Source organism: Caulobacter sp. B11 (assembly GCF_002737765.1).
Classification (GTDB): domain Bacteria; phylum Pseudomonadota; class Alphaproteobacteria; order Caulobacterales; family Caulobacteraceae; genus Caulobacter.
In genome coordinates this window covers 1-7,895 of record NZ_PEGG01000061.1, presented here as the reverse complement: position 1 = coordinate 7,895, position 7,895 = coordinate 1, and the positions used below count along the sequence as shown (strand labels likewise).

The window sequence follows — 7,895 nt, the reverse complement described above, 5'->3', positions numbered from 1 at the left end:
TGATATCGCTAACAATATAGTCGCAACATGGCCGTAGTTGTACATATCGTACCGGCCCTTTAGTTCTTGACCAATGCCTCCAGCCCCGACTAGGCCAATGACTGTGGCCATTCGAACATTTCGATCCAGTACGTAGAGTGTATAGGCTATGTACTGCGGGGCGACCTGGGGTAGGATGGCATAGATCAGTACCTTGAGGCGGTCCGCGCCGATGGCGCCGAGCGCCTCCTGGGCTCGGGGGTCCGCGTTCTCGATATCCTCGGCATAGAACTTTCCCAGAAATCCCGCGGCATGGAAGGCCAGGGCCAGCACGCCGGCGATCGGGCCAAAGCCGTAGGCTAGGACCAGGAACAAAGCGCTGATCAGTTCGGGGATTGACCGAAAGAAGCTGACCACCATGCGCGCGGCCCCATAGACGAGGGGATGCGGCGTAAGGTTACGGGCGCCCAGGATCGCCAGGGGCGCTGCGAGAATAATCGCCAGAGCCGTTCCCCAAAGGGCGATCTCGAGCGTCTCGACCAGTTTCAGCGCGACATGTCGCAAATAGCCGAAAGGCTCCACCAAATATTGCACGCGCTCGATGGAATGATCCGTCTGGAGCGTGTCGGGATTGAGCGTTTCGACGGTGCGCTCCACTGTTTCCAGGTGAGCCCAGAGCGGCAGATGGGCCGGGTCGAAATTCTCGATGCGGCTGGTTTCGGTGCGCTCGGCGATGACGGGAGGAAACAATTGCTGTCCGATCGTGGCGAATCCCTTGGCCACCTGGGAATCGTCCTTCAAGCCTACTGTCGCCAGCAGCCCCTCCCCCGACAGGACCAGCATGCGGACGATCTCGACGCGCGAGCCCGTGAAGAGCAGCACGAGGATCGCGATCAGCGCGAGGCCAAGCCCGCGGGCGTTGTAGGGCGGCGGAAACCGCCATTCATGCCGCAGGAGCTGCGAAGAGGGCGTGGTCACGACACGGGCTCCGGTTGGGCATGGGCGGGGCTCGCGGGCGCGTCGGACAAGGCGATGTCGCCATAGATCCTGCCGAGATGCTCGGTGGACAGCTGATCCGGAGGACCGTCGAACACGACGCGGCCGCCGCTCAAGGCGATGATCCGATCCGAGAACGCGCGGGCCAGGTCGATCTGGTGCAGGCTGCACAGGACCGTGGCGCCGCGCAGCTTGGCCTGATCCTTCAGCAAACGGAGCACGTCGGCGCTGATCTTCGGATCCAGGCTAGCCACCGGTTCGTCGGCCAACACGACGCCGGGATCGAGCATGAAGGCGCGCGCGATACCGACGCGCTGCTGCTGGCCCCCGACATATCCTTGACCCGGCGCCGCAGATGCTCGGGTCCAAGTCCGACCGCGGCCATCAGTTCGCAGGCCTTGCGGCGATGGTGCTCGGGAAACAGGCCCAGCATCGCCCGCCCCAGTGAAATCGCCGGCAGCGCGCCGCAGACAACATTGGTGGCGGCGGAGGATCGGTCCACCAGGCCGAAGTGTTGATGGATCATGCCGATCGCCGGTCGCAGGACGGACAGGCTCTTACGCTCCACCCTCACGCCGCCGATCGCGACCTTGCCAGAGGTTGGGGTCACCAGGCCGTTGACGGTGCGCAGCAGGGTAGATTTGCCCGATCCGGAAGGCCCAGGATCACACAAAACTGTCCCTGCGGCACCCGGAAGCTGACACCGTCGAGCGCGATGCAGCCGTCTGGATAGCGCACATGCACGTCATCAAAATCGATCATGGCCGCTAGCGCTGCGCCGATTTCTTGAGGATCTCGCCCTTAAGTTCGTCGGTCAGCCGGCTCATCTTCCTGGCCGCGACGTTGAACTTGGCGGCGTGAAAGCCTGAATCGTACCGGTCCACCTTTCCGCCGCCATAGCCGCGGATCATTTCCGGCGTCACGCCCGGCGCCAAATGGACATTCCGAAACGCCAGCTTCAACCTGGCCTTCAGCGGCGCGGCCAGCTTCGCGTTCATGATGATCGGCGGATAGGGGATCGCGTCACTCCGTGCGACGACCTTGACGCTGTTGGCCTTCACCGCGCCTTGGCGAACGGCCTTGTCAAAGGAATCGAACGAAAGGGCGGCGACATCGACCTGGCCCTGGGTGAGCGCGGCCAGGCTGTTGGCGTGGCTGCCCGTGATGCGAACGTCCTTCAGGTCGCGAACAGGATCGAGCCCGGCGTCCAGGATCATCGCCATCGGATAGATGAAGGAAGAGGTGGAGTTCACATCACCGAATGCGACGCGCTTGCCCTTCAGACCCTTCACGGACGTGATCGGGGAGCCGACCCTGGCGAACAAGCCAGCATAGTAGATCGACTGGCCCTTCTCGACCGCGACGGCCAACAGTTCGGCGCAATGACGATTGTGGGCCTGGATGTAGGTCACGGGCCCGACGAAGGCTATGTCGGCCGTGCCGTTGCAGAGCGCCTCGACCACGGCCCCATAGGATTGCGCGACGCGGATTTCGAACCTTAGCCCGCTGGTGCGCGCGACGGCGTTGAACAGCGGCTGATAGTCCGCCTTGGTGCCCGCTTCGGTGCCGCCGTCGGCGGGGATGAGGATCACGGTGAGTGGTCGATCAGCGGCGGTCGCGCCACGGGCGCCGACAACGCCAGAATGAGCAGGAGTATCAAGCCACGCACGCGACCACCTCGGGATTTAGCAGCACCGTGGGCAGCCTTAACGCATGCATATGACGTCAGGATGAAGCTATCTCAGCTTTCGTTTTCTGATAAATGAGTATATCTCAGATTGCGTCGCCCTCGGATTTGGAACTTCGAGGCGATGAAATCGTCCACGGGCGAGCGGTGTCAGGGCGCCGCGCCGAGCGTAGGTTGGAAGCTGTCACCGGTCGCACGATCGGAGAGCGCGACCCGCCCAGGTCTAGCATCCTCGGCGCGTAATCTGGTTTCCTCGCGCGGTCCGGGTCATCAGTGTCACCCCGACTTGATTGAAAGCAGGCATCCTTGTCCGACCCAAGGCCCAACTCGGCGAAGTCGCGTCCGCGAAGCACCAGCCATACCCCGGTGCATAATGTGATCGCCCGCATTCAATCGACCTACAAAACCTTGGGGCCCACCTCTCGCCTGATCGCCGACTTCATCCTGAGCCAGCCGGATGCGGTCATGCGCATGTCGGTCACGGAACTCTCCGAACAAACAGGATCAAGCCAAGGCAGCGTGGTCAATTTCTGCCAGAATCTCGGACTTTCAGGATTCCAGCAGCTTAAGCTTTCGCTGGCCCAGGCCGTTGTGCAGCCGGTGCAATACATTCAGGAGGACCTGGCCAGGACGACGATGTGGAGACGATCTGCCGCAAGATGTTCCACGCGGGGATCCAGGCTCTGCGCGATTCGATGAGCGTTCTTGACCCCAAGGCGGTCGCGGCGGCCGTCGAAGCGATCCGCAAGGCAAAGCGCATCGAGATCTACGGCATCGGGTCGTCCGCGCCGATCGCGGAGGACGCCCATTATCGGATGCTCCGCATTGGGCTGGATGCAAAGGCGGTGACCGATAGCCATATTCAAGCCATCAGCGCTTCGCGCACGGGACCGGACGTCGCGGTGCTGACCATCTCCCATACGGGCTCGACGCATGAGACGGTGGTGGCGACTCAACTGGCCAAGGAGGCCGGCGCGACAACAATCGCGCTGACCAACTATGCGCGATCACCGATCCAGTCCCACGCCGATGTCACCCTGTTCACCATGGCCCGCGAGACCATGTTTCGCACCGAAGCCATGACCAGCAGGATTGCTCAACTCTGCGTGATCGACACACTGATCGCCGCGCTGGCCCTGGCGGACTACGAGCGCGCCACCACCACGCTCCGCGAGACCTTTGACGTGCTGTCGCTCAAGCGGTTTTGAACTGCTGGATCAACAGAGATCGCCGAGGCCAAGCGCAGAGCCCGGGCTGACCAGCAAGGCGGGGATCCCTAGCCGACGCGCGCCTTCGATATCGGTCCGCGGGTTGTCGCCGATCATCAAGGCCTGGTTGGGCTGAAGCGCCAAAGCCCCGCAAGCCATGTGAAACATCTGGGCGTGGGGCTTGCCGATCACGTCGAGCGTAAGCTGGTCCAATGGCACGCAGGCCCCGAACGCCGCCAGGAGAGCGCCGGTCTCAGGCACGGTGTCGCCCTTCGGACCTGGATGTGTCAGGTCCGGGTTGGCGACAATCAGACGCGCGCCACGGGCCAGGGCGTTGACCCCAAACTTCAGTCGCGAATAGCTGAATTTGGTGTCGCGCAGCAGAACAATGACCTCGGGATTGACGGCCACTTGCTGGATACCCAACTGCCGCGCCAAGGCCTTCATATGCGAATTGCCGAACACCGTGGTGGCCAGGCCAAGGCGCGCGGCGAGCAGCAGGGCATGGTGTCCAGCCAGAACGATCCGCTCGGCGGGAATGGCGATGCCGAGTCCCGCCAGCCGTCGCTCGATGTCGCCGGGCCACAGGGTTGAGCTGTTGGACAGGATCGCGATCCTGTCGGCATAGCGGCGCAGGAAGGCCACCCCCGCCGCATGCGGCACGTCGCCATGGGCGACGCACCCGTCCCAGTCCAGCAAAATCCCGTTGGCGCTCTCCACCATGGCTCTGGCGTCAGGAACGGATGGCCCGTTGGCGAAAGGCGTGAACCGCAATGGATTTTGGGTCATGAGTCCGCGGCGCTAGGATTTTGAATGGCTCGTCCTCATACACGCACGCCCATGAAATGAAATATGTTCATTAACTTCCCACAAAGTTTTCATCGTTCCGTCATCGCATGCCCTTAGGCGTCTCAAAATGAGAGGTGGGACCGCCGAGAGCGCACTCCCCGTCTCGATCTTCACGGCGGCACTGAAAATATTTCAGAGATGTAAGGGGACACATCATGGCGGGACCAATAACCAAACTTCGCAGGGCGCACTTGCTGCCGCTGCTTCTGCTGTCGAGCGCCCTGCCCTCGCTGGCGCTGGCCCAAGTCGTCAGTGTCGCGAGCGTTGGCGAGGCAAAGCCCGCCTCGTCGACGGAAACCCAGGTTTCCGCCGTCACCGTCAACAGCGCTCGTAAGGCCGAGCAACCCACTGTTGTCGCCAAGGAATTGGCCCAGTACGGCACCGACGTGCAGGTCATCAGCGGCGAGCGCGTCGAGCAGAGCGGCGCGATCAATTTCGCCGAGGCGTTACAGTTCCTCGTTAAGGGCGTGAACATCGGCTACTCGCCCGACGAAGGCGAGTACACGATCCGCCTCGATGGCGGCGGCGACCGTGACACCCTGGTGGCGGTTGACGGCGTGCCGCTCTATGACCGCGGTCCCGTGCTCGAGAACATCTGGGGCGCCACGACCATCGACAATCACATGGTCGAGAACATCGAAGTGTTCCGCGGCGGCAACAGCCTCTATTTCGGGTCCAATGGCGGCATCGGCGTCGTCAATGTCGTCACCAAGAAGCCCGACGGCACGCGCAAGGGCGACTTCGGGGTATCCTACGGGGCGTTCCAGACCCGGGAAGTCTGGGGCAATTACAGCTTCCCGCTCGACGAAGACGGCAATCATTCGCTGATGATCTACGGCGCGATGCTGGCCACCGATGGTCCGCGGATCTTTGATCCGACCCTGTTCACCGACAACGTCGCCCTCTCGGGCGGCGTTCAGGATTATCCGCTGAACAAGAATGATATCGGCGTCAAGTATCTGTGGAAGATCGACGATGACACCGAGTTCCGCGCCAACGCCATCTATACCGAAAGCTGGTTCCAGGACCCCTTCCCGTCCGGCGAGTCCTATTCGCCCAACACGCTGCGCTATCCGATCATGGACGCGTCGTTCAGCAAGCGCTGGAACGACAATCTACTGATCGAAGCCTCGGCCTATTATTCCAACCCGCAGCTGTGGAACGCCGAGCTCTATCCCGTTGTTTGCCGTATTCGCGCCGGCTGTCCGGCGGCCAACGTCGTCAACGGCGCCGGGGTGTCGACGCGGACCGTGCCGCTGGGCGCCTATACGGGCACTGTCGAGCCCGCCTTCGCCCACGGCTTTGGCAGCAGCAACCAATTCAAGAGCGGCTTTGTCGAGATGGGCAGCACCGCCCGGGCCACCGTGAAGTTCAACCGCTATCTGGAGGCCGTCGGCGGTATTCAGTGGGTGTCCTACAAGGACGACTCAGACGCCCGCTTCGCTGTGCCCAACAACGACTCGTCGACCACGGGCCTGTTCGTCGATCTGCACCCGACCCTGCCCTTCAGCCCCGACACCAAGATATCGCTGGCGGTGCGGACCGACTTCTCCGACGCTTTCGACAACAAATCGATCTGGAAATTCGGGGTCAAGCATCCCTTCCTGACCGACTACTATGTGCGCGCCAACGGCGGCACGTCCTACAGCCTGCCGCAGACCAACGAACTCTATATCAACAACCCGCGCCCGCCGACGGCCGTGTCCGGCGCAGCCTTCACGGTTGTTGGCAATGCCGCCCTGCTGCCCGAAGAGACGGAAACCTACAACGCCGCGTTCGGCTACAATCATGACTTCGGCTTCGCTCAGGTGTTCGCCGAGGTGGGCGCGTTCAGGACCGAGGTGACCAACCGCATTTCGACGACGTCGGGTCGCCCGCTAATCGTGACCGACAAAGGCGTTAACGTGCCGGTCGATACCTATTTCAACAACAGCGCGATCAACCAGATCAATGGCTGGACGGCCGAGTTCGACCTGCGGCTGGGCGAACAGTGGCACGCCAATATCGGCTACACCAACCAGGACTCGTCCCTGACGGCGGGCTCAAGAAAGGGCGTGCAGCTGAGCGAAACCCCGGTGTGGTTCGCCACGGCTGCGCTGGACTGGACCTCCAAGGACCAGCGCCTGAAGTTCCAGGTCCTGCCGCGCTTCCAGGGTCCTGAATATGCGACCGGCGGTCCGGCCATCGCCGGCACCACCAAGCCGGCGGTCAATGGGATCGGCGCCGATACGGGCGTCCCGCGCTATCGCTACAACTTCGGCGACTACACGGTCGTCAACGCTACGGTCACCTATCTGGCCGGGGCGGAGCTGCAGCACCGCTTCCAGCTGCGCATCGTGAACCTGCTCGACACCAAATATGCCGAGCGCTGGGGCTACGGGAACAACTTCTACGGCGCGGCCTTCAACCGCGGCGAATACACCAACCAGGATGACCGTTACTTCTACGGCTACCCCTTCGAGGGCAAGCCGCGCTCGCTGTACGCGACGGTCGCGACCAAGTTCTAGGACACTGCGAGGCCCGAGGCGAAAGTCCGCCTCGGGCCTCTTTGTCATTGAATTGATGGAGATTTTTATGCTCTCACGCCGCGATTCCCTCCTCGCCCTGATGGCTCTGCCGCTTTTGACGCCGCGCGACGTGTTCGCGGCCACAGGAACCAACCCGTTCACCCTTGGCGTCGCCTCGGGAACGCCGCGCCCCGACAGCGTGGTGCTTTGGACCCGTCTGGCGGTGGACCCTCTTCGCGGCGGCGGAATGCCCCGGGGTCGGGTGGAGGTCCGCTGGACGGTCTGGCGTGACGCTGAACGGCGTCACGTGTTCCGCGAGGGGTGGGCGTCCACCTCCGACGCGGACGCCCACAGCATCCACGTCAAGCTGGACGGGCTCGAGCCAGGGCGTGAGTACTGGTACCAGTTCATGTTCGGCGACGCGCAAAGCACCGTCGGCCGCACGCGCACGTCCAGCGCCGCCGACCGCGAGGCCAAGCTCGCCTTGGCCAGTTGCAACCACTGGGAGACGGGGCATTTCGCGGCCTTCGCCGACATGGCCGAGTGGACCCCCGACTGCGTGATCCACATCGGCGACTACATCTATGAAGGCGGCGTCGGACGCCTCGGGGTCAATACCCGCCAGGTGGGCGGCCGCGACGTCTCGTTTGAAAACCGTGCGCCTGCACA

General features: G+C 62.9%; 8 protein-coding genes and 1 pseudogene. 4 read left to right on the top strand and 5 right to left on the bottom strand.

Features of this window, described 5'->3' with window-relative positions; genetic code table 11:
• The 4 genes and pseudogenes from phnE to CSW58_RS04030 all read right to left on the bottom strand — a co-directional run.
• Positions 1-957 (bottom strand): phosphonate ABC transporter, permease protein PhnE (phnE, locus tag CSW58_RS04040; protein WP_201721565.1); only part of this gene is annotated, 957 nt, incomplete at its 3' end.
• Positions 954-1,265, bottom strand: a complete 312-nt coding sequence (locus tag CSW58_RS14285) for a hypothetical protein (RefSeq protein ID WP_201721566.1) — start codon at positions 1,263-1,265, stop codon at positions 954-956. The genes CSW58_RS14285 and phnE, both read right to left, overlap by 4 nt.
• Before the next feature lie 18 nt (positions 1,266-1,283).
• Positions 1,284-1,585, bottom strand: a pseudogene (locus CSW58_RS16040) (ATP-binding cassette domain-containing protein); the annotation flags it as partial.
• A 157-nt stretch (positions 1,586-1,742) separates the two neighbouring features.
• Positions 1,743-2,660 (bottom strand): phosphate/phosphite/phosphonate ABC transporter substrate-binding protein, encoded by a 918-nt coding sequence (locus CSW58_RS04030; protein WP_099446407.1) that lies wholly within the window; start codon positions 2,658-2,660, stop codon positions 1,743-1,745.
• Between the two features lie 368 nt (positions 2,661-3,028).
• On the opposite strand from CSW58_RS04030, the gene CSW58_RS14900 reads away from it, so the two are divergent.
• Together CSW58_RS14900 and CSW58_RS04025 are read left to right on the top strand one after the other, a co-directional pair.
• Positions 3,029-3,361, top strand: a complete 333-nt coding sequence (locus CSW58_RS14900; RefSeq protein WP_236627639.1) for a MurR/RpiR family transcriptional regulator — start codon at positions 3,029-3,031, stop codon at positions 3,359-3,361.
• Positions 3,301-3,870 (top strand): MurR/RpiR family transcriptional regulator, encoded by a 570-nt coding sequence (locus CSW58_RS04025; protein WP_236627638.1) that lies wholly within the window; start codon positions 3,301-3,303, stop codon positions 3,868-3,870. Before CSW58_RS14900 ends, CSW58_RS04025 begins: the two co-directional genes overlap by 61 nt.
• Before the next feature lie 9 nt (positions 3,871-3,879).
• Here the strand turns inward: CSW58_RS04025 and CSW58_RS04020 are convergent, their stop codons facing one another.
• Positions 3,880-4,593 carry an HAD-IIA family hydrolase gene (locus CSW58_RS04020; protein WP_099446406.1) on the bottom strand — a complete coding sequence of 238 codons (714 nt, stop codon included), beginning with the start codon at positions 4,591-4,593 and terminating at the stop codon, positions 3,880-3,882.
• 317 nt (positions 4,594-4,910) lie between these two features.
• On the opposite strand from CSW58_RS04020, the gene CSW58_RS04015 reads away from it, so the two are divergent.
• Both CSW58_RS04015 and CSW58_RS04010 read left to right on the top strand, forming a co-directional pair.
• Entirely contained in the window at positions 4,911-7,226 is a 2,316-nt protein-coding gene (locus tag CSW58_RS04015; protein WP_236627637.1) for a TonB-dependent siderophore receptor, read from the top strand.
• 100 nt (positions 7,227-7,326) lie between these two features.
• Positions 7,327-7,895 (top strand): alkaline phosphatase (locus CSW58_RS04010; RefSeq protein ID WP_201721562.1); only part of this gene is annotated, 569 nt, incomplete at its 3' end.

Coding starts and splice junctions, on each gene's coding strand:
- CSW58_RS14285 (WP_201721566.1), bottom strand. CDS start 1,265: ATGCTCGATCCCGGCGTCGTGTTGGCCGACGAACCGGTGGCTAGCCTG.
- CSW58_RS04020 (WP_099446406.1), bottom strand. CDS start 4,593: ATGGTGGAGAGCGCCAACGGGATTTTGCTGGACTGGGACGGGTGCGTC.